This window comes from Paenibacillus sp. FSL R5-0701, assembly GCF_037973995.1.
Classification (GTDB): domain Bacteria; phylum Bacillota; class Bacilli; order Paenibacillales; family Paenibacillaceae; genus Paenibacillus.
On sequence record NZ_CP150230.1, the window covers coordinates 3,243,027 to 3,265,215 of the forward strand.

At 45.4% G+C, this 22,189-nt stretch carries 22 protein-coding genes; 19 read left to right on the forward strand and 3 right to left on the reverse strand.

Annotated features, from left to right (window positions below; translation table 11 throughout):
* The first annotated feature begins 48 nt into the window (after positions 1–48).
* The 8 genes from MKZ13_RS14390 to MKZ13_RS14425 all read left to right on the forward strand — a co-directional run bounded on the left by MKZ13_RS14390 (position 49) and on the right by MKZ13_RS14425 (position 8,256).
* Complete coding sequence (locus MKZ13_RS14390) at positions 49–1,455, forward strand: DEAD/DEAH box helicase (RefSeq protein ID WP_339184885.1); 1,407 nt, start codon at positions 49–51, stop codon at positions 1,453–1,455.
* A gap of 142 nt (positions 1,456–1,597) precedes the next feature.
* Complete coding sequence (locus MKZ13_RS14395; RefSeq protein WP_237175496.1) at positions 1,598–1,957, forward strand: MmcQ/YjbR family DNA-binding protein; 360 nt, start codon at positions 1,598–1,600, stop codon at positions 1,955–1,957.
* A gap of 62 nt (positions 1,958–2,019) precedes the next feature.
* Positions 2,020–2,712, forward strand: a complete 693-nt coding sequence (locus MKZ13_RS14400; protein ID WP_339184888.1) for a hypothetical protein — start codon at positions 2,020–2,022, stop codon at positions 2,710–2,712.
* Positions 2,713–2,753: 41 nt separating this feature from the next.
* Complete coding sequence (locus MKZ13_RS14405) at positions 2,754–3,638, forward strand: alpha/beta hydrolase (protein ID WP_339184890.1); 885 nt, start codon at positions 2,754–2,756, stop codon at positions 3,636–3,638.
* Between the two features lie 229 nt (positions 3,639–3,867).
* On the forward strand, positions 3,868–5,025 hold the full coding sequence (locus tag MKZ13_RS14410) for a type III polyketide synthase (protein WP_339184892.1): 1,158 nt from the start codon (positions 3,868–3,870) through the stop codon (positions 5,023–5,025).
* The gene (locus MKZ13_RS14415; protein ID WP_339184894.1) at positions 5,012–5,731 is read left to right on the forward strand and encodes a methyltransferase domain-containing protein; all 720 of its coding nucleotides are present in this window, start codon (positions 5,012–5,014) and stop codon (positions 5,729–5,731) included. The genes MKZ13_RS14410 and MKZ13_RS14415 overlap by 14 nt, the downstream gene beginning before the upstream one ends.
* A gap of 6 nt (positions 5,732–5,737) precedes the next feature.
* Complete coding sequence (locus tag MKZ13_RS14420; protein ID WP_339184896.1) at positions 5,738–6,886, forward strand: FAD-dependent oxidoreductase; 1,149 nt, start codon at positions 5,738–5,740, stop codon at positions 6,884–6,886.
* Between the two features lie 179 nt (positions 6,887–7,065).
* The gene (locus MKZ13_RS14425) at positions 7,066–8,256 is read left to right on the forward strand and encodes a PLP-dependent aminotransferase family protein (RefSeq protein WP_221819436.1); all 1,191 of its coding nucleotides are present in this window, start codon (positions 7,066–7,068) and stop codon (positions 8,254–8,256) included.
* Between the two features lie 67 nt (positions 8,257–8,323).
* Here the strand turns inward: MKZ13_RS14425 and MKZ13_RS14430 are convergent, their stop codons facing one another.
* On the reverse strand, positions 8,324–8,749 hold the full coding sequence (locus tag MKZ13_RS14430; RefSeq protein ID WP_339184899.1) for a MaoC family dehydratase: 426 nt from the start codon (positions 8,747–8,749) through the stop codon (positions 8,324–8,326).
* A gap of 161 nt (positions 8,750–8,910) precedes the next feature.
* Here MKZ13_RS14430 and MKZ13_RS14435 point away from each other — a divergent pair, with 161 nt between their 5' ends.
* The 9 genes from MKZ13_RS14435 (at position 8,911) to MKZ13_RS14475 (ending at position 18,485) form a co-directional block, all read left to right on the forward strand.
* Positions 8,911–9,906: a LacI family DNA-binding transcriptional regulator gene (locus MKZ13_RS14435; RefSeq protein WP_339184901.1), complete on the forward strand. Its 996-nt coding sequence runs from the start codon at positions 8,911–8,913 to the stop codon at positions 9,904–9,906.
* A 118-nt stretch (positions 9,907–10,024) separates the two neighbouring features.
* Positions 10,025–10,909: an AraC family transcriptional regulator gene (locus tag MKZ13_RS14440; RefSeq protein WP_339184903.1), complete on the forward strand. Its 885-nt coding sequence runs from the start codon at positions 10,025–10,027 to the stop codon at positions 10,907–10,909.
* Positions 10,910–10,994: 85 nt separating this feature from the next.
* Complete coding sequence (locus tag MKZ13_RS14445) at positions 10,995–12,260, forward strand: extracellular solute-binding protein (protein WP_339184905.1); 1,266 nt, start codon at positions 10,995–10,997, stop codon at positions 12,258–12,260.
* Between the two features lie 216 nt (positions 12,261–12,476).
* Positions 12,477–13,367, forward strand: coding sequence for a sugar ABC transporter permease (locus tag MKZ13_RS14450; RefSeq protein ID WP_036608160.1), 891 nt, complete (start codon positions 12,477–12,479; stop codon positions 13,365–13,367).
* A gap of 14 nt (positions 13,368–13,381) precedes the next feature.
* Positions 13,382–14,263, forward strand: coding sequence for a carbohydrate ABC transporter permease (locus tag MKZ13_RS14455; protein WP_339184907.1), 882 nt, complete (start codon positions 13,382–13,384; stop codon positions 14,261–14,263).
* A 199-nt stretch (positions 14,264–14,462) separates the two neighbouring features.
* On the forward strand, positions 14,463–15,872 hold the full coding sequence (locus MKZ13_RS14460) for a spore germination protein (RefSeq protein ID WP_339184910.1): 1,410 nt from the start codon (positions 14,463–14,465) through the stop codon (positions 15,870–15,872).
* Between the two features lie 39 nt (positions 15,873–15,911).
* On the forward strand, positions 15,912–17,027 hold the full coding sequence (locus MKZ13_RS14465) for an endospore germination permease (protein WP_339184912.1): 1,116 nt from the start codon (positions 15,912–15,914) through the stop codon (positions 17,025–17,027).
* 43 nt (positions 17,028–17,070) lie between these two features.
* Positions 17,071–18,222, forward strand: a complete 1,152-nt coding sequence (locus MKZ13_RS14470; protein ID WP_339184915.1) for a Ger(x)C family spore germination protein — start codon at positions 17,071–17,073, stop codon at positions 18,220–18,222.
* Positions 18,223–18,266: 44 nt separating this feature from the next.
* A complete protein-coding gene (locus MKZ13_RS14475) occupies positions 18,267–18,485 on the forward strand; it encodes a hypothetical protein (RefSeq protein ID WP_339184917.1) in 219 nt (72 codons plus the stop codon).
* Positions 18,486–18,571: 86 nt separating this feature from the next.
* Here the strand turns inward: MKZ13_RS14475 and MKZ13_RS14480 are convergent, their stop codons facing one another.
* Positions 18,572–19,846: a stalk domain-containing protein gene (locus tag MKZ13_RS14480; RefSeq protein ID WP_339184919.1), complete on the reverse strand. Its 1,275-nt coding sequence runs from the start codon at positions 19,844–19,846 to the stop codon at positions 18,572–18,574.
* A gap of 173 nt (positions 19,847–20,019) precedes the next feature.
* Between MKZ13_RS14480 and MKZ13_RS14485 the strand changes: the two genes are divergently transcribed.
* Positions 20,020–20,388: a hypothetical protein gene (locus MKZ13_RS14485; protein WP_221819426.1), complete on the forward strand. Its 369-nt coding sequence runs from the start codon at positions 20,020–20,022 to the stop codon at positions 20,386–20,388.
* An 18-nt stretch (positions 20,389–20,406) separates the two neighbouring features.
* Positions 20,407–21,639, forward strand: a complete 1,233-nt coding sequence (locus tag MKZ13_RS14490; protein WP_221819425.1) for a sialidase family protein — start codon at positions 20,407–20,409, stop codon at positions 21,637–21,639.
* Positions 21,640–21,719: 80 nt separating this feature from the next.
* Here the strand turns inward: MKZ13_RS14490 and MKZ13_RS14495 are convergent, their stop codons facing one another.
* Entirely contained in the window at positions 21,720–22,145 is a 426-nt protein-coding gene (locus MKZ13_RS14495; RefSeq protein WP_145317541.1) for a hypothetical protein, read from the reverse strand.
* Positions 22,146–22,189 lie beyond the last annotated feature (44 nt).

The following is a 22,189-nucleotide window of genomic DNA, read 5'->3' on the forward strand; positions in this document are numbered from 1 at the left end:
ATAAAAGATGCGTCTTATTGATAGATGTGCGTAAATGAAGGAGACAACATGACATTTAAGGACTTGAATATTATCCCCTCTATTATGGAAGGGTTAAGCAAAGCAAACTATACTAATCCTACCCCTATACAGGAACAGGCCATACCAGCTGTATTAGCTGGCAGAGATCTGCTGGGATGTGCACAGACAGGAACAGGCAAGACAGCAGCATTTTCGGTGCCGATCATTCAATTATTAAGCGAAAGATCCAAAGGACAAGGATCAAAGTCCGCACGACATATTCGCTCATTAATTTTGACACCAACACGAGAACTGGCTATTCAGATCGCGGATAACATCAAGGTATATAGCCGGTATACGGACATTCGTTGTACGGCAATCGTTGGCGGCGTTTCGCAAAAAGTACAAGAGCGTGCGCTGAATCAAGGTGCAGATATTATTATCGCAACGCCTGGCAGATTGAACGATCTGATTAACCAGAAACGGATTGATCTGAAGATGGTTGAAATTCTGGTTCTGGATGAAGCAGACCGGATGTTGGACATGGGCTTCATTCATGATGTGAAAAGAATCATTGCCAAAATGCCGAACAAAAAGCAGACGCTGTTCTTCTCAGCTACGATGCCTCCTGAAATCACCAAAATGGTTAAAACCCTGCTGGTTGATCCAGTCAAAGTAGAAATCACACCGGTATCTTCCACAGTAGACCGCATTGAGCAGTCTATATATTTGCTGGAGAACGGCAAGAAGCAACAGATGTTGAACCAAATTTTGGAGGATAAATCCATCGTCACGGCATTGGTGTTCACACGCACGAAGCGCGGCGCTGACCGGGTTACACGTGATTTGGCCAAAGTTAATGTTACGGCACAGGCTATTCATGGCAACAAGTCTCAGAACGAGAGACAACGGGCACTGAACAACTTTAAGAGTGGTGCAACACGTGTATTAGTTGCGACAGATATCGCGGCAAGAGGAATTGACGTGGAGGAACTGTCACATGTCATTAACTTTAACCTGCCTAACATTCCGGAAACGTATGTTCACCGTATTGGCCGTACAGGGCGGGCAGGCAAAAGCGGGATGGCCATCTCGTTCTGCGAGAAGGACGAACTTCCATTCCTGAAGGATATCGAGAAAGTAATCAAAAAGACGATTCCTGAAGTGAAAGGTCATCCGTATCCAATGACAGGTGTACCTGTGTTTGATAAAACCAGCAAAGCATCAGGCAGTAAACCTTCGTTCAACAAATCGGCTGCAGGCAAACCGGCGAAGTCCAAAGCTAACCCGGCACGCAAGCCAAAATCCGAATGGTTTGCCAAGAGTGGTAAATCAAACAGCAGTCGTTCAAACGACGGTAGACCCAATAGTAGTAGATCCAACAGCAGTAGCAGTAAATCAAACCATGGCTCATTCAGCCGCAGCAGCAAAACTAGAAATGATAGAGCCAATTAAGATCTAAATAAATCCAGACAAAACCTTCTCCATTCATATGGAGGAGGTTTTATTATGCGCTTTTATGTGTAACAACCTTATTTACATACGAACTTACATTCGGTATCATTATATCGTTCACTGGTGAAAGGGAGGTACTGACTTGAAGGATACGATAATTGAATACAGTTTGAAGAAAAAAGGTGCGACCAAGGATTATCCATTTGGTCCTGATCCTGTAACCATTAAGGTCGGAGGGAAAATATTTGCATTACTTTTCGAAGACAAAGAAGAAAATGGTCTATTAAACTTAAAATGTGATCCTATAATTGCAGAGAACCTGAGAGAGCAGCATGAAGCGGTTCGACCAGGATATCATATGAACAAAAAACACTGGAATACCATTACGCTGGATGGTTCATTGTCCGATGAAGATGTCTACGTCATGATTGATCACTCCTATGATAGGGTTGTCCAATCCCTTCCGAAAAGGATTCGGGATTCTCTGAACGGTAAGAGATAAGAAGAAATAAATGAGGTAGGTAAAAGGCTAATGGTCTGCTTCACTAACAGAATGAATATCCTATGAAAATGAAGACATATTTGAAGTCCATTTGGTTCCATTACCTTGGAAATAAACAAGATCGAACGGCCTTGTATAATGTGGCTTCCCTTGTTATCAATGCTGTAACAGGGATAGGCAAGTTAATCCTGGGCATATATCTGCTTTCGGGATGGTTCATTACAAATGCTGTATATTATCTGATTCTGTGTGTGGCGAAAGGCCAAGTGCTCCATAAATATACAGTTACCAAGAGAATGGACTCTCCCGAAGAAAGATACAGATTGGAGCTTTCGGTATATAAGCGCGGGGGTCTGTTCCTGTGTTTACTGGGTGCGTCCTATTCGATGGTCTGCCTGCGAATGTATCTAATCGGCGATGCTTTCATATATGAGGGTATTATCGTGTATATCGTTTCTACAGTTGCTTTTACCAAGTTGGTTTTTGCCGTGTATGGTACCTGGGCTAACCGTCATCTCCATAACCCGATCATATCTACATTGAAAATGATTAACTTCACCGATGCGATGGTATCCATCGTGGTGACCCAAGCGACATTACTTACCATGCAAGGCTCACCTCTTGCATTAAAAACCAGTAGCTTGTTTGGCATGGGGTGCAGCGTTTTATTTTGTTTGATGGGGGTCTGGATGATGTTCCACAAAAAAAGGGAAACAAGCACGGATCCAAACCGATCTCCTGGCACTGAATGTTAACATTGAAGCATTATTGGCAATCCACTAAAGGAGTGATATCTATGGATCAACAACAACAATTGGCAATGGTACAACGTATGCGTCAAAATGTCGTCGGTACAGGTGCAGCTCTTCAACCCAGTTCCACGTATGCGGTCACAGTAAAAGAAGTCATGATTCCTACAACTAAAGGGGATACACGTGTACTTGTGTATACACCGGATAGGGATCATTCCGCGCCTCTGCCGGTCTTCTTTAATATGCATGGGGGTGGTTTCATCTTGGGACAAGCAGAGATGGATGACCCATGGTGTCGTCTGATCGCTGACCGTGCTGATTGTGTGGTCGTTAATATCGATTACAGTCTTGCACCAGAGCACAAGTTCCCAACGGCGGTCCATGAATGTTACGACGTTGTACAGTGGGTCCACGCCAATCCGCAATCCTTATCGGTTAACCCGTCTCTATTCGCTATCGGGGGGCATAGTGCTGGTGGTAATCTTGCTGCAGCAGTATGTTTATTGAACCAGCAACGTGGAAGCGAGCTACCTATTGTACTACAGGTTATCGATTATGCCGTGTTGGATGTGGCTACAGATCCGGCCGAGAAACCGGGTTTTGAAGAAGCCATTCCAGCCGATATCGCCAGAACGTTCAATGCCATGTACCTTGGAACGTCAGAAGATGCGCAAGACCCGCTGGCTTCACCTGTGTTTGCAACATCATTAGAGGGACTTCCAGAAGCATTGATTATTACCGCGGAGAAAGATTCACTAGCCCAAGAAGCAAGAACATATGCAGCAAGGCTGGAAGCAAGCGGTGTGAAGGTGACTCTTAAGGAGTACGAGGGAGCTGCTCATGGATTTACGCATTCTGGGGATCTCCAGATGGCTGAGGATGCCTGGTACCGAATGAGTGACAAGATCAGAGAAGCATTTTCCAAATAACTTGCATCAGAATGACACTTAGAAGGAATCTGGTTATCTTGAAGTCGCCTAAAGGCGGCTTTTTTCGTTCATTAGTGTGATTGCTTCAATGGCTTGGTGAAACCAAGCTTCTGAGCTTGCGGATGTGTTAATAAACTAGATTAGGAGCCTTATTGAGATTATAACGATATCGTTAAGGGTAAGAGTTGTTAAATTAGAGGAAATAATGACCAATACCAGGAGGTTTATTATGAACCAATATAACAGTCCATCCGATATCGCGATTCTTGGCATGGGAACGGCTCTACCTGCTCACCCTGTAGCACAGTCAGATATTGCAGAATTAATCGCTTCTTCTCTTCAGGATCGGCCAGATTTGGCCCGTTTTTCCAGACGAATATTCAAGTCCTGTGGTGTTGAAACACGATATACTGTGGAACCGAGCTATCTGGGTTCACTGGAAGAATGCCGTTATCTGCCCTCTGGTGAGCGATCAGACATCCCGACAACCGAAGAACGAATGAATACATACAAGCGAGAGGCGCTTCCGCTCGGGATTGAGGCTGCTGAGAAAGCCCTGAAGGATTCAGGCGTATCTCCTAAGAGCATCACGCATATCATCACGGTCAGCTGCACCGGTCAATATCTTCCGGGTCTTGATGTTATGCTCATCCGTCATTTGGGTTTGTCTGCCCGAGTTAATCGACTGCCGCTGATCTTTCAGGGGTGTGCCGCAGGGTTGAAAGCCATTCAGATGGCACGAGATGTCGTGCAGGGTGCTCCCGGATCACAGGTCCTTGTGGTCTGTGTAGAATTGTGCACCATTCATTTTCAGCCCGTACAAGATCGGGAAGCGCTGTTTGCAGCTTCATTCTTCGGAGACGCTGCTTCTTCCTGTGTAGTGGGTACACCAGAACCTCAGCACAAGAATGTTCTGAGTCTGGGCACGGGTTATTCTGTGCTTCTTCCGGATTCGACTGAAGATATGACCTGGGAGGTGGGGAATCTGGGGTATGACCTGTATCTATCCCCACGTATTCCGAAGCTGTTAGGTGTTCATTTGGAAGAGGAACTACGTCTTTTATTGCAAAGTGAACAGCTGCCTGAACTGTGGGCCATTCATCCGGGAGGACGTGGGATTGTGGACTCTGTGCAGAATGTAATGAAGCTGCGAGACGAGCAAACGAAGTATAGCAGGGATGTCCTCAGAATGTTTGGTAACTTATCCTCCAATACCATTCTGTTTGTACTGAACGCGATGCGTGAGGACATGAAGGCACAGGGTCAATCCTCTACGGATGGTGTAGCCATGGCATTTGGACCGGGACTCACCGCAGAGTTGATGAAATTCACTTATGTCCCCTCATTATCTTCAGTGATGGAGGAGCACGATCATGTCCTTTTTTAGAACATTGTCCATTCGAGCCAAGGAAGATGAACTGATGGATGACTTTTCTCTGGGAGGGGAGGAGCTGCGTGAAGCGCTTAGACATCTGAGACGTCTTAACAAAATATTTGCAGCACCTGGCCCAACTCTGGCTGGTGTAGAGAAGTTATGGAACTCCGTCGGTAAGCCGAATAAGCTGACCCTGCTGGATGTGGGCGCAGGTTCAGGAGATGTGAACCAGAAACTATTGCAATGGGCGGATCGTCAGGGTGTTCAGCTGGAGATTACACTGGTTGATCTGACGGAAGAGGCGTGTGAGGAAGCGAGACAACTATTCCGTCACGAACCCCGAGTCCGGGTACAACGTGCCGATCTTACACAACTGCCGGATGCTTCAGCAGATATCGTGACAGGTTCCCAGTTTGTACATCATTTTGACGGAGATCAACTGGTTGATATGGTTTCTCATATGCTGAGAGCATCCAGATACGGTGTCGTTATTAATGATATTCACCGCCATCCCGTATCCTATAAGGCGGTCTGGATTACAACACGAATGATTTCGCGCAATCGGTACATTCGTCATGATGGGCCTCTTTCCGTAGCCAAAGGTTTTACAGGGAGGGATTGGAAGGAACTTAAACAACGGCTAAATCATGATACGATGACCTATGAATGGAAGCCATTATTCCGTTACTCTGTTGTTATTCCCACGAAAGGCAGGTGATCTTACGTGTCGAAATCGATAGATGTGATTGTCATCGGAGCCGGAATTGCCGGCAGTACATGTGCAATGCAACTGGCAGGGAAAGGACATCGGACGCTTTTGCTGGATCGCCAGGAGTTCCCGCGGCACAAAACCTGCGGTGAGTTCATGTCACCCGAAACCAAGGAGATGTTAGAAGTTCTGGATATTCACCTTCTGGACCAGGCGAAGAAACCCAGCACCATGGATCATGCCAAAATCGTTATGCCACAAGGCGGAGTGATCGAAGCACCGCTGCCGGGATTTGCATATGGCATTAGCCGATATGAGCTGGACCAGATTTTGCATCAGAAGGCGCTGAAGGCCGGAGCCCAGATTGTGACCAAAGCGACCATAACGAGCATCGAGCAGCTTGAGGATGCCACTTATGAGGTTCAAGTGAAACAGGGAGATGAGCGGATCAGCTACAGAGCCAAAGCCGTTATCGGAGCACATGGGACCAAAAAGCCGCGCGGGATGGCTTCTGCACCTGATCTGCGGGACCAAACCATATACGTTGGCGTCAAGTCTCACTTCAGCGGGATAGAGATTCCCGCACGGGTAGAGTTATATTTTTGCGAGGGTGGTTACGTGGGCATTTCTCCGATTGAGGATGGCATTGTGAATGTCGCCGCATTGTTGACACTGGATACCGTTCAGGGAAGTGGCAAGTCTGTAAACGATATTTTACAGGCGGCATCCCTGACAAACGTGAGTTTGGCAGCCCGTTTAGCCGAAGGAAAGCCTGTAGATGGAACGCAAGTGTCGATTGCACCGCTGCATCTGTCCAATGTTCCAGAACCGTGGTCCCAATATCCGCATATTGGGGATGCCATGCTGATGATACCGCCCTTATGTGGAGACGGAATGTCCATTGCCCTTCGCTCTTCACTCCTGTGTGCAAGGTGGACTGACAAGTACCTGCAAGGCGACATTGAACATGCCGATTGGCAGAGTAATTACACGCTGGAAGCAAGCCGTGAATTCACTCAATTGCTCAGACGCGCAAGAAGAATTCAAAAGCTGGCTTTTGCCAAAACCAATAAATTCTATCCTGGTCTGGCCCGGATGATCCCCGGTCTAGCCGCTTATGTTGTGAAGGCCACACGGTTATCTGAGATGAACGCAGCGCGCTAATAGGCTGAAAGTTTGCTCAATACTTATGCGAAAGAGGTTGCTGACGGCGGCCTCTTTTTTGGTGTACAAACATTAATTTTGTGGAGACAGTTTGGAAATTCGGGAAATGCTCGTATAATAGAATCTAATGTAATGATAGAGAGTTAATTCAGATGAAATGTCGGGAGGCACTATTTAAGATGAACTATTCATTTTCCAATCGTATCGCAGCACTGCAACCATCCATTATTCGTGAAATTCTGAAGGCTTCTTCGGGACAAAATGTGATTCCATTCTCTGCGGGAAATCCTGCTCCGGAAACCTTTCCTATTGAGGCGATTCGCACATTCACTCAATCCATTCTGGAGCATGACCCGGTCACAGCTCTGCAATATGGGATTACGGAAGGATATGTTCCCCTCAGGGAAGCATTGACTCAACATTTGAAGACAGGATTTGATACGGGGAAGGCATCCGATCAATTGTTCATCGTATCTGGAGCACAGCAGGGCATTGAACTTGCGTGTAAAGTGTTCTGTAATGAGGGTGACACGATTATCTGTGAGAGCCCAAGCTTCATCGGTTCTTTGAACTCCTTCCGGGCATCCGGTGCGAAGCTTGCGGGTGTTCCGATGGAGATGGACGGTATGGATATCGAGAAGCTGGAACAGGCACTGCAAACAGAGCCCAATGTAAAACTGATCTACGTGATCCCAAGCTTCCAGAATCCGACCGGTGTGACGACGAGCCTGGAGAAACGTAAAGCCATATACGAACTGGCGAAGAAGTATGGCGTGATGATTCTGGAAGATAACCCGTACGGAGAACTTCGATTTAATGGAGAGGATGTACCGACCATCAAGTCTATGGATGATGAAGGTCTGGTCATCTATGTTGGATCATTCTCCAAAATTCTGTCGGCGGGACTGCGTGTTGGTTTTGTACAAGCGCCACATGAAGTCGTGGAGAAGATGGTTGTTGCCAAACAGGGAGAAGACGTACATACGGCCATGCTTCCACAGATCCTGGCATACAAGTTCATGACAGAGTATGACTACGCGGGGCACATTAACAGCATTCGTGAGGTATATCGGAGAAAAGCAACATTGATGATGGACATGCTGCAAGAGCATATGGGTGAGTCCATTACCTATACCCAACCGGATGGTGGACTGTTCCTCTGGTGTGATCTGCCAGCACATGTGCCAATGCTTGATTATGCCAAGACAGCGGCAGCTCAAGGGGTTGCGGTTGTACCGGGAAATGCATTCCTGGTGAACGAACAAGACCCTTGTAATGCCATCAGACTTAATTTCTCAACCCCGTCAGACGAACAGATTGTCAAGGGTGTAGAGATTTTGGGGCAGGTATTGAAAGGGTATAACGCTTAAAAATGCTTCAATGTGATATATCTACGAAAAGCCGCCAATTGGCGGCTTTTTGGGCTTTTTCTCAGTCTTAATTATCGATTAATGCACTTAATTCTGCCTGAAATACCTTTTGATTTTTCTGATTGAAAGTACTCAGCAGCACCGTAACAATTCCATTTCCTTTGCGTCTGGGAGACAGTCCAATAACTTCTGCAATGACATGAAGTTCATCATCCGGAAAGACCGGTTTCAGGAATTGAATGTTATTCATTCCGGTGCCCGCCACGACATGCTCTCCATAGACCCCGACCTCAATCCATAATTTAAAGGAGATATTCATCGTTTGCATGCCAGAAGCAATTAAACTGCCGAAGCGGCCTTGCTTGGCCTTTTCCTCATCCAAATGCATGTACTGTGGATCATAGATTGTGGCAAACTCAATAATATCACGCTTGGATAATGCCAAGGATGTGGTTTCGTAGCGCTGACCTATTACATATTCACTAAATCTCATGAAGCACCTCGGTTTCTTTAATATGTTTTTTCGTAGTTGATGTTTTGCTAAGAGACATGACCGAACTGACGTGTTAAAATGCTAGTGAACTATCCATGTGTATTGCTGTGTTACGCCATAATGGACTAAACAGATGAAACTGTCTTTGAGGAGTATATATGATGACAACGATTAAAGATGTAGCCAAGATGGCTGGTGTAGCCAGTTCGACCGTATCTTGCGTACTCAACGATAAAGGGAATGTAAGTGAGCCGACAAGACTCCGAGTACTTGAGGCAGCGAGCCAACTCAATTACGTTAGGCATGGTCCTGCATCGGAATTAAAACGAAATAGTACACAAACCATTGGTATTATTGTCCATGACATGTCCAGCCCGTATTTCTCGGATTTGGTGAACGGAATAGAAACCGTCGTCATGAGTCATGGATACGATATGATCGTATGTAGTTCGTTGGGTGGAGAGAAGTCGACAGCCCATCGTTACATTCGTGAAAGAAGAATTGACGGAGCTATTGTTATCGCTCAGAATATTCAAGATCAATTGCTGATTGAAGCATCTGAAGCAGGGTTTCCGATTGTTGTCATGGATCGGGATCTGGATGCTCAACATATTGTAAAGGTTTTGATGAGTGATACGCAAGGCGGTTACCTGGCTACCCGTTATCTGATCGATAAAGGGCATCAGACAATAGCTTATATTAGTGGCCCGTCACAATCGGAATGTAATCTCCATCGTTATCGAGGTTATTTGAAAGCCTTGAAGGAGGCAGGCATTGAAGAGAACCCCGAATGGAAAATTGGCGGACAATACATGAAGCAAGATGGCTACAATGCAGCCAAGAAACTGCTTGAAGGAGAGTTGCCATCCGCTGTATTTTTTGCCAATGATGAAATGGCGATCGGCGGCTTGGAAGCCTTCAGGGAGCATGATATCTCAATACCTGAGCAGTTATCCGTAATTGGTTTTGACAATATACCTGCATCTCAGTACATGAATCCACCTCTAACCACATTTCGTCAGCCGAAGAGGGATGCAGGCCAGCTTGCAGGTCATGTTCTCTTTCAACTGCTGAATGGAGAGATCGTAGAGACGTTATATACACTGGACATCCAATGCGTGGAACGTGATTCTGTTCGGCTCCTCAACCTGAGTTGAGGAGTTTTTTTTCATTCTATAGAAATTTTAAATACTTAAAAAGAAAGGAGAGTAGCCATTAATGCATAATATAAAGACGAGGAGTTATTTGCATTGGAAATAAATGGAGGGTGATACGATGGGCGTACCCACTTTTTTGGAGACAGGCCATATGCAAGAAGGTTTTCCCATTCGGGTAATTCATACAGGAAATCAGTTCAATTATGCTGCACACTGGCATGATGAGGTTGAGCTGGTTCTCGTCAATGGTAAAAGCGCCAGAATTGGTGTGAACGACCACGTGTGTGAGTTGGAAAAAGGGGATGTGCTGCTAATCAAACCAGGGGATGTGCACTGCTTTTTGCCGGGGACCGAACATTTGACCATTATCTTGTTCCGACTCGAATTGTTAACCGGGAGTTTCACGACCGAAGCCGAAATTCAGGATCTCGGACAACTTTTCAACAAAACAACAGTTATTCCTTCGAATACGGGAAGTCAGAACAATTTGACTCAATATATAGATGACATCATTACCGAGAAGAAAAATCAGAAGCCCGGATACCGATGGTTAATGGTATCCAGGTTGTATGATCTCATCATACTTTTATTGCGTACAAAAGTACCGGTTACCACCGATGAATCTTCATCTTCAGGATGGGCATGTACTTCATCCAAAAAATTTGAATTCCTTGAATCGGTCTGTGAATACCTGGAGGAGCACTATGCTGAGTCCATTAAGCTGGAACAGGTGGCGGAACATATTAAATTTAGCAAGTTCCATGTCTGCAAGCTGTTCAAAGAGATCAAGGGAGTAACACTGATGGAATACTTGAATCATTTTCGAATTATCAAGTCCGAGTGGGCCTTATTGTTCCGTCAGGATACGATTCTGGAGATTGCGATTGGACATGGATTTAACAATGTTAACTCCTATAATCGTCTTTTCAAAAAATATAATGACTGTACACCCTCCGAATTTCGTAAGAAACATCGTACGAATATCACAAAATATGGAGGGTAATGCACAATATTTGTGGAGAAAGCCCTCTCCAAAATCAATATACTCTAATAAATTGTAAGCGTTTCCTTTTTGAAGGAGGGGGCCTATGAAGAAGTGGTTTAAGCCAACTATTGTATTTGTATGTGCAGCGATGTTGTTAGCTGGTTGTCAGTTCAGTCCATCGAGCCAAACCAAGCAACAGGAGATTACTGTGTGGAGTTTTACGGATGAAGCAGGGTACGCCATCGAAAAATTCGAACAGAAATATCCTGACATCAAAGTGAACTTTGTCAACATCCCCGGTAATTTCTATATCACCAAGCTGAAATCTGCGCTACAGACAACCTCGAAGGCTCCAGATGTATTTATGATTGAAAATGCGAATATTCGAGAGCTGATTGACGTTCCATATCTGGAGAATTTATCAGCTTCGCCGTATAACGCCAATGAACTTATCCAGGAACAATATGCTTTTGTTCAGGCCAATGAACAGGACAGTGAGGGAAATGTCAGAGCGATAGGTTATCAGGGAACACCAGGGGGCATCTACTATCGTCGGGATTTGGCGAAGAAATATCTGGGCACCGATGATCCTGAGCAGGTGGGTTCACAGATCGATACATGGGAGAAGATCTTCGAGATTGGAGAGAAGGTGCAGCAACTTAGCGGGAATAAAGTACATGCATTGGCGAATTGGAATGCTATATCGAATTCATATGATGGTATACCTTGGGTGAAGGACGGCAAACTTGTCATCGATCCAACGTACTTGGAAGTGCTCGATCTTGTACGTGAAGCACGTGAGCGGAATGTACTTGCCGAGTATGAAGATGGAAGTGCAGGTTACGCTGCATCCATGCAAAAAGGAGAGGTCATGTTTTATCCCGGGGCAACCTGGGGTTTGCAATATACATTCAAGGCAAACGCTCCGGATACCGAAGGCATGTGGGGCTTAGCCCAGGGTCCGTCAGCCTTTAGTTCAGGTGGAACCTATATCGCGATGTACAGTAAAAGTGAGAAAAAGGATTTGGCCTGGAAGTTTATTAAGTTCTATAATTTTGACCACGATTTTCTGTCCGAGTTAGCGCAAGAACAGGATTATTTCACCAGCAACATGGTTGTGAATGATGAACTTGCCCCGTCTCTCTCATCTTCTTATTTGGGAGGACAGAAGCATTTCGAGTTTTTCTCGGAGGCGGCAAAACGGGTACCTGTATACGAACGCACCAAATATGATGCCACGATTAACAATGATATCTACAAGATTGTACTCCAGTTATATCTCAATAAGGACATTCAGACCAAAGATGAAGTCGTAAAGCGAATCAAACGTGATGTTACCTTGAGATTTCCGGAACTGGAAGTGGATTAGCTTAGGACGTGTCTCAAAACTCGCTGAAGTGCATCTTTTACCGCCTTTTCGCCCCATGCTGTCTCACTTTCCCTTGACGTGCCCCGGCACGCCTGCGGAAAACTTCCTTGCTTGGAACGAAAATTCGGCAAAATCTGCTTCCTTCGGAGTTTTCAGACACGCCCTAGAAGTAAGCGAATGAATATACACATCCGATGATAACTGGGGGGATAGAACATGTTTGCCAAAACGATTCGCAAGGACCATTACGGCTACTACTTCATTGCTCCGTTTTTTATTATTTTCACCACTTTTGGGCTGTATCCCATTTTATATTCCCTCTACATCAGTTTCACCAACTTTGATGGGATCACGACACCTGATTTTGTAGGGATCGGTAACTACGTTGCCGTATTACAAGATCCGTTGTTCTACAAAACCTTGTTTAATACGTTATTCATCTGGGGCGTATCTGTAGTTCCACAGCTCACAATCTCACTTGTGTTGGCTTTTATCTTGAATGATAAGCTGCTCAAAGGACGGGACTTTTTCAGAGCCGTATACTTTTTTCCCAACATCGTTACGGCGGCATCACTTGGATTGCTTGTCAGCTTGATTTTTGACTGGCAGTCTGGCGGGCTGAATCATTTTTTGGTGCAGACCGGCATAATACAGGATCCAATTAACTGGAAAAATGACCCCTGGTTTATGCGTCTGATTGTATCATCCATTTTGTTTTTTCAATACTTCGGCTATTCCATGGTCATCTACCTAGCTGGTCTTCAGGGCATTGATCCTTCATTGCTGGAAGCTGCACAGATGGATGGCGCGAAAAAGAAACATATTTTCATCCATATTATCGTGCCGATGCTCCGTCCAATTATTCTGTTTCAGATGATTACATCCATTATTGGTGGCATCCAGATTTTCGATCAGCCATTTACACTAACCAACGGCAATGGCGGTCCTGACCGAGCAGCCATGACGAGCATTATGTATCTCTATAATGTAGCATTTCAGAGCACACGATTTGGTTACGGCGCTGCCATCGCATTTTGCCTGTTTATTATCATCATATTGTTGTCTGTTGCATCCTTCATCATGACCAAGCGGAAGAGCCGTTCATAGGGAGGGGAGTTCTTATGCAAACTGCAAAATCAGTTGAACAACCAAATGCGGCGATTCAGCAATATGCCAATACAAGGGGGCTGACGGCAGGCAAAATCATCATCTATCTGTTGCTGACAGGTCTTGCCGTGCTCTGCATTATTCCATTTTATCTGATGCTTATCTATTCCACACACAACAATGCAACGATTGCTTCAACGTTCACCTTTCTTCCCGGATCATTCTTGATTGATAACTATATGAATATGGTATCCAAAATCAACATATGGCGTGGGTTTGCCAACAGCATATTTATTGCCGGAACATCGACCGTATTGTCTCTGTATATTGGGGCCTTAACTGCGTATGGATTTGCCAAATTTAAATTCAAAGGACGAAACGGGTTGTTCCTGTTTCTGTTAGCAACCATGATGGTACCGGGTCAACTGGCTTTGATTGGCGTATATCGACTATTCAGCATGATGGGACTTCTGGATAGTTATGCCGCAATTATTTTGCCTGCTGCGGCTAATGCGTTTAATGTATTTTTTATCAAGCAGTTCATGGATAGCAGCATCCCGGATGAGATTATTGAATCTGCGCGGGTGGACAGTGCCGGTGAGTTCCGGACGTTTAATCAGATTGTACTGCCTATTCTGGGGCCGGCTATCGCCGCCCTTGGCATATTCACGTTTATCGGATCATGGAATAATTTCCTGACACCGCTTGTGCTGTTTTTCTCCCTGGATAAATATCCGCTCCCAGTATTGGTTGCGCTAGTGCAGGGGTACTATGGGATGGATTATGGACTCTTGTATTTGGGGGTAGCGATCTCAATCCTGCCTATTATTATTGTATTCTCTATATTTTCCAAACAGATTATTGGGAGTGTTGCTTTGGGTGCAGTGAAAGGATAGGGATCAATAGAAAATAGGGAATTGCAAAGAGCAAGATCAACGGATTCGCAGAAATGATTAACGTTTTATATCATCAGAGTCGCTCATGAGGGCGGCTTTTTTGGCATTCTATATTTTGCGTATATATCCCATCTGATAAGTAAAGGATACCTTTAACTGAGAATATCTGGACGGAGTGTTTACGGAAAGGGGAGGCGTCATGGACACATCAGAGATAACACAACAGGACCTGCCATTAACCGGAAATCTTGCTATTGATCAAGAAATGTTACGCTCCGTTTTTGCGGGTTGCTCGGACGTTGTATTTCATACATTCCAAACCGCGTGTCTTACATCAGCATTATGCGTATATTGTGTTGGTGTATGCGATACGGAGCGGCTGGAACGCCAGGTACTAATGCCCCTTCAGGAAACAGGGATCGAAGCTGCGCAAGTTCCTCTAGCTTCAGTTAAGCATGTTGAAACGACTACTCAGGCAGTACAGGCCATATTAGAAGGAGAAGCTCTGTTACTGCTGGACGGTTCAATAGGCGGAACTACATATCCTCTATACCAAGCTGCAAATCGTTCAACGGAGGAACCGTTAGCTGAATCGACCGTGCGTGGTGCACGGGATGGGTTCACAGAGTCGTTGACCATGAATATGTCTTTACTGCGCAAACGCCTCAAAACACCTGCATTGAAGATTCATACACGTAACATGGGAGAACGTACAAACACCAGTATTTCACTTGTATACATGGAGGGGATTATTGACCCCAAACTTGTTAAGGAAGTGCAGACACGACTTGCCGATTTAAAGCTCCAAGACGTACTGGAGAGTCAATACATTGAAGAAGGGATTGTCGATGAGCGATATTCACCATTTCCACAGATGATTGCGACGGAGCGCCCGGATGTCGTCGTTTCCAACTTGCTGGAAGGTCGTTTTGCTATTCTCGTTGACGGAACGCCTTTTACCCTTATCGCGCCAGTGACCATTTTTTCCATGTTACAATCCCCTGAAGATTATTATCAAAATGTGTTCATGAGTGTTTTTGTACGCTGGCTGCGATACATTTTTTTTGTTTTATCCATGCTGCTTCCATCGGCTTATGTAGCGATTACGACGTTTCATCAGGAGATGATTCCTACCGTATTACTTCTCAGTATTGCTCGGGCGAGAGAAGAGATCCCTTTTCCCGCACTGGTGGAAGCGCTCATTATGGAAATCGCCTTTGAAGCATTGCGTGAGGCTGGCGTCCGATTGCCAAAGCAGGTCGGATCAGCGGTCAGTATCGTGGGAGCCTTAATTATTGGGCAAGCGGCGACGAGTGCCGGAATTGTCTCAGCCCCCATGATTATCATTGTCGCGATTACCGGTATCGCTTCTTTCATGATACCCCGCTATGCTGCCAGCATCGCGACCCGTCTGCTACGTTTTCCCATGATGTTTCTTGCAGGAACACTGGGACTTACGGGTGTCATGCTGGGAGTCATCTTGGTTGTCATTCATCTAAGCAGTCTTCGTTCATTTGGAACACCTTATCTCTCACCGGTAGCACCTACGATGGCTAAGGAACTTAAGGATGTATGGTGGCGTCCATCCCCAAGGAACAAACCACACTAGAACAATCTACATTCGAGCAAACAGGGAGCGGGATTACATATGTTGACGGACAAAGGGAAAATATCGGTGACTCAATTGGCATTTATGGTCTTTCCCGCCATTATCGCGACGGCTATCTTATCTGTGCCTGGAATTACAATGCACTATGCGGGACATGACATGTGGATGACTCCAATCATAGGTTCTATCGTTGGTTTGGCTGCTATTGGTATTTCCGTTGGACTTGATCGTCTGTATTCAGGAAAAACGCTCATTCAATCCAGTGTATTGATCGTCGGTCGGATTCCGGGCAAGTTATTCGGTCTGATCTATATCGCTTTCTTGCCCCACCTGACGGGCTTGATTATTCGGGAATACGGTGAATTCATTGTCAATAATGCACTTCCGCGTACACCTTTGTTTGTTGTGATGGGTACGATGGTTGTTGTATGTGCGATTAATGTTAGACTCGGAATTGAAGTTGTCGGACGAACCTCTCAGGTGTTTGTTACCCTGCTGATCGTGCTGCTGGCTTTGATCTTTATATTGTTGATTGGTGAATTGAATCCTGCCGAGCTGTTTCCTTTTATGGAGAAAGGTCCAATTCCCATTATTACCGGGGCTGCTGCACCTGCTGCATGGTTTAGTGAGTATATTGTGTTGGCTTTTCTGCTACCTTATGTGAATGAAAAAAAACGAATAACCCGGGTCATGCTGGGTTCCCTTGTATTTACAACAACTGCAATGACAGTTACCAATCTGTTTTGCCTGTTTTTAATTGGTGATTTGACGGATACATTTGTATTTCCAGTCATGATCGCAGCAAGATACATAACCATTGCAGACTTTCTGCAGCATATCGAATCCCTTATTATTGCCATCTGGATTTTCGGTATTTTCGTTAAAATTTCCGTTTTTCTATATATCTTTGCTACATCAACCGCGGAATGGTTTGGTTTGCGGGACTACAAACCTGTGGTTGGTCCACTTTCGTTTCTGTGCATGGTATTTGCTTACTGGGTTGTGTCCGGTGGATCTGGTGTTTCCAGTTTGGTTAGTGCTTCAGCCAATTTGTATACGATCAGTATTTTATTAATCCTTCCGGCTATGATCTATGGTGTTGCATGGCTGAAGAAAGGGTGGGCACATTTTCGGAAGAATCGAGCGAACACCTGATTGATGGGGGGAGGAGCACTTGCGAATATTTAGAGTACTACTAATGCCAATATTGTGTTGTGTGCTTTTAAGTGGATGTTGGGATCGTATCGAGATTAACGATTTGGCTATCGTGCTGGCTACTGGTATAGATTATGAAGATGGCAAAGTACAGTTGACTTCACAGATTTTCATTCCGCGAAAGGCGAGTGCAGGAGATAGCAGTGGGAGTGGAGGCAGTCCAAGCGGGGTAACAATGATTCGAACAGCGGAAGGACGTACAATTGCCGAGGCATTGAATCGGTTACAACGTAAAGTTCCACGAAATATGTTCTGGGGCCACTGCGAAGTCATCATCATTAGTGAGCAAGCTGGCAAACGCGGTATCCGCGAGTATATCGATTTTTTCCTGCGTTACCCTCAGTTCAGGGAGCATGCATATGTCTTTTCCAGCGAAAAGGCAGCGAAAGATATCCTTGCGTTACTTGATCCACTGGAGCGAAGTTCTGCTGAATCGCTACGTGAGATGGCCAATCTGAAGTTAGGTACACGTGTCACTGCCCTTGAACTGGCTAAATCTATTGAAGGTCCGAGCTGTTCCGCTATTTTGTCTCGCATGTTAATCTTACCTCCGGAGCCCGATCAGGATAAACTGACGACAACGCCATATGTGAAAGGCCTGAGTATGTATAAGAAGGATCGCTATGTCAAGACGATCAAAGAACCACTAAGCGTAGGTGTATTACTACTTGCAAAAGAACTGAACAACATTATCATGCCCGTTGAGTTTGAGCCGTTAGAGGGTTCTTTCTCGATAAGACTCCTTGAAAATAAAACCTCCTTGAAGCCGCGAATTGTAAACCAACAGTGGAGTATGAAGGTCGACATCCAAACCAGGGGAGAAGTGGTGTTAAATACGACGGATGCCAATCTGACTGATCCCGCTGTACTAACTAAACTGGAAAAGGAATGGTCGGCTAAGCTCACATCTTTGGCTCATGATGCTTTAGCCATGTCTCAGAAAGAGCTGCGCTCCGATTTCTTTAAATTCGCAGTTGAATTCCGCAGATATTATCCGCACCAATGGAAGGCGCAGGAGAAGAACTGGGAAACCATTTATCCTGAATTGGACGTGGAAGTCAACGTAGATGCACACGTAGAACGTACCGGAAAATCAACAGGACCACAGGGGATACCTGATGAGGACGAAAGTTGAACACAAATGGCTCCTGTTACAAGCCTGAGAATAGAGGTGATTGCATGAAACTAGGCTCAATCCTTGGGATTTTGATGCTGGCGACTGCGATAGTGTATGGAGAGTGGAAGAGCAGCAAAGAGAAGCGAGCCAGAATAGTAAGCGCGGGAATTACTGCAGTGGCGGCAGTAATTGGGATCATTCTTCTCTTTCAGCCCCGTTTGCCTGGTCCTACCCAGATTGTGAAGTTTTTATTTGGAAGTGTGGATAAATTTATGAAGTGAAATGATGGAGAAAGAATGACCAAGTCTCTGAGTACCAGAGGCGTGGTCATTCTTTTATTTAAGTGAGCTGTATCCAGTCAGAATGTTTACTCTTTGATCACAGAAGCATTCACGGCATCTTCCATTTTCGTATTGTAGGAACGGAACAGACCCAGACGCCAGAACGCGGCTCCTTTGAGGTTATAACGTTTGGCGAGACCGAGCTTATCATCAACAGAGGACGGCGTTTCACTGCTTAGACTGATTCCGAGCAAAAGCTTGTTCTTTGGGACACCGGCCTGTATGGCTAATTGGATCGCCTGATCCACAAGACTATTTGGCTCAGGTACCTGAGATTTGGTGCCAACCGGATTATACTGATAGGCCATAATGATCAGATCATCTGCGATGGAGGCAAGTGTTTTGTAATCATACCCTTTATAAGCACTATTTAGCGGCGGTACCGCCAGAGATAAAGCTGTGTCGAGGGGCAAGGAGCTTCTTAATTGCTTCACGTAAGCATTGAGCAGCCTCTGTTGTTCTACCGCATCCAGTTTGAAGCCCAGTCCTTCAAAATCCAGAACAACTCCGCCAAAACCATGCTCTGCTACAGCAGCAGTTATACCTTCAATCGATTTCTGCCGCAGACTGCTGTCGCTCAGAACTTTGGTCAGTTCGCCGTTTCCATCCAATGCATACACCATGAGCTGTGGTTGGATCTGTTGATCTGCTGCGTCAGCAACGATAGACTGCGGTGTAACATCACCCGCAGCAGCAGGGAGACGGTACTCATCCCCTTGGAGCGTGAACTGACCTTCACGATCAATGCGGCTCCAGCCAAAGGCCACGGAATTCATGGAAGTAATAAGGTCCTTTTCTTGAAAGGATTGCAATGCATAGAAGGCTCTCAGGTGCATCTCGCGTTGTGGGGAGATAAGGGAGACCGTCTTGGTTGCCTGATTCCAGCTTGCACTTACACCGAATTGATTACTAAAAGAACTGAGTGGAATAAGCACGCGTCCTTCGCGCTGAACGGGTGCTGCAGCAAGTGTAACTTTTTTTCCATTTACGGTCGCTGTGGTGCTGCCAACTTGTAATAGTACCTCAGTAGTTTGTCCTTTCACAGTGTTCGTTGCTTTTACAGTCTGTGATCTGCTGTTCCAGGTAATATCGATACCTAGGGCTTCCCCGACCGTCCGAAACGGGACGTAAGTGACACCTTTATCAACTCGTGGAGCTGCATCAAACTTCAGGGGAACATCATCCAAGTGTACTGAAATGGCTGGGGCAGCATAGGCTCCACCGATATTGGGTGTACTTCCAAGGATAGAGAGAGCAATTACAGTAACCGCGGCGATTTTTCCTACACGTTTAATAAGCATGATTTGTGTCCTCCAACTCCGAACATGATAGTAGAATTTTGTTATGAACAGTAATCTAGTAATCTAGCATAACAAAATTTGCAAGTAGATCCAATATTCAATTGAGATCCTAGTCATAACGGTAGCAGAAAAACGAATATACTTTACTATATATTGCGGAAGGAGTGTGCTTTTTGCCAAACTCTACGGGTTTTATTTACAATCCAACATCGGGTGAAACCCAATCCACTCAACTCATTGTAACGTGCATTAATGATTCCCTTAATGCTCCAGTCAGTATTGAGTTGGAAATTTTCAGATGGGACACCACTCAAACTGCGCGCATACCTATAGGTCATGATCTGTTTGAATTACTACCTCAAGCGACCCGAAGCTTAATCTATCCATTGATCAATGCTGCTTTTTACGAGGTGCAAAGCGATTATTTTAGTGCTACAAGTACGATCATTCATGTATACGGTGTTAATTCTACAGGTCAGATCATCCAACGTGTACTTCAATCGGAGATGACATTAATTGACCGGTTCACAAATATCCCTTAAAGGAATCGAGGTGAGCAGATGGTAGTTGTGAATATTACCGGGGCTTTGGCAGGCAGTCAATTCGAACCCTCAATTGCAGTTAATACGCTGAACCCGAATATTATGTGCGTGGTAGCTGTGGATACCAGTACCGGGCCAACATTGACTGGTTTCTATCGTTCCATTAATGGAGGCAGTACCTGGACCACCACTGTGCTTCCTCAACCGGCAGGGTATGCAGGAGCAGAGGCGCCTACGATAGACTATACGTTTCCGAATACCTTTATCGTTACCGTACATTTGTTTAACGGGATCAATGATGGGACGATTGCGAGTTATACTTCTTTTGATGATGGACTTACGTGGCAGCCACCGGTTATCGTCCAAGCGGGGTTCGGTACTATTGTTCATAATGATGAGCCTTTAATAGCTGTTGATCGTTCTCCAGGTAGCCCTTATCGAGGCCATGCATATGTCGGATATACTCCGCTTGCTACCGCATCTTCCGCTATATTTACGCAAAGATCGCTCACTCAGGGGATAACCTGGGAGCCACCTGACCGACAGTCGAATCCGCGAGGAATTCATGACCGGGCAGCGTTGGCTGTTGGATTCTCGGGTCAAGTCTATGCAGGATATATCATTACGGGTCCTGCCAGTCCGTCCGCTTTATTACGTATTTCGTACGATGGGGGCATTACCTATCAACCTCTTCTGGAAAGACAGGCAACGTTTATTTCATCCGTAGTACCGGCACCTTCGCCTTTACCTGTGCCAAATTATGCTTTTCGAGTGCAGACCAACCTAAGTCTGGGAGCAGATATTTCCGTTGGACCTAACAGTGGAACTGTGTATGCCGTTTGGAATGATGCACGTGCCGGATATACCGATGTTTTACTCTGTGAATCTCCGGATGGCCTTTTATGGTCAGACCCCATCAGTATCACAGGCGCGCCACCGGGTACACAGAATTTTTTCCCGTCGATAACCGTATCACCTTTTGCAGGGACGATCAGGGTTATTTATTACTCCAATCGAATTGACGGATTCCTGCTGGACGTTTTTGTTGCGGAATCATTTGATGGCGGGACCAGCTTCTCCAATCGACGTATCACAACTACATCTTTTAATCCAAACGGCAACTCTCCGATGCCCACAGTACTCATTGGAGATTATATTACTGCGGCTACAGTTAGTCCGGATAATCTCGCAGCAGTGTGGATGGCCACAACGCCGCCCACGGGTAAGCTGGATGTTTATTTTGGTAACTGATTCAATGTAAACTGGAACACCCCCACACCTTAATCTTTATGAACAAACAGATTAAGAGTATGGGGGTGGAGGTGTTCATTTTAATCCGAAACGACAAATCCGTCGAAACTCTCTGGGCCAACTCGAACCGTTCCGAGCAGGTTGGTACTGATAAATGCGCTGTAGGTTAATTGTGGCACGATCGGTGTGTTAAAGTCATTGGCAGAGAAAACGATCACTTCAGGGTTAAGCAGACCGTTCAGACCGTACGTGTAGTTTCCGGAGTAAACAATCGGATCGGTTGCAACTGTACCTCTTACAATAATAATCCTCACTTGAAATAGGGCAAGTGGTAATTGTACCGTTATGGTTCCTTTTAGGGAGACTCTTAGGTTGGGTCCCGCTCCGGCAGTCTGCAGACCAATCTGGCCGAATAACTGAGGCGTGTTAATCACTGGAATCGGTATGGAAATAGAATTAAACAACGCAGCATTTTGCGATGATCTTGCATCCAGAAATTGTGTCAACATATATACCTCCTATCCGTTCAGATAGAATAATATATTCATCA